Genomic DNA, 233 nt, shown 5'->3' with positions numbered 1-233 from the left:
ACTCTTTAAAAAAAACACTTCTAAAAAAACAAGGGTTAATAACTAGAACCAACTATTTTTATAATTTCTTTAGAAGTATTTAATTACTAAGCCGAAGCATTTTGTGGTGCCCAACTTGAACACAACATATTTGAAGCTGCTTTTTGAGGGTTTGCACAAGATGTTTCTTCGTATCTGGCGCAAGTTCCACAATTTGGATTATTTTTTAAGACTGGCCTCATTTCAAAGCTATC

Source organism: Winogradskyella sp. UBA3174, from assembly GCF_002364335.1.
Lineage (GTDB): Bacteria > Bacteroidota > Bacteroidia > Flavobacteriales > Flavobacteriaceae > Winogradskyella.
This window is presented reverse-complemented; position numbering follows the sequence as displayed.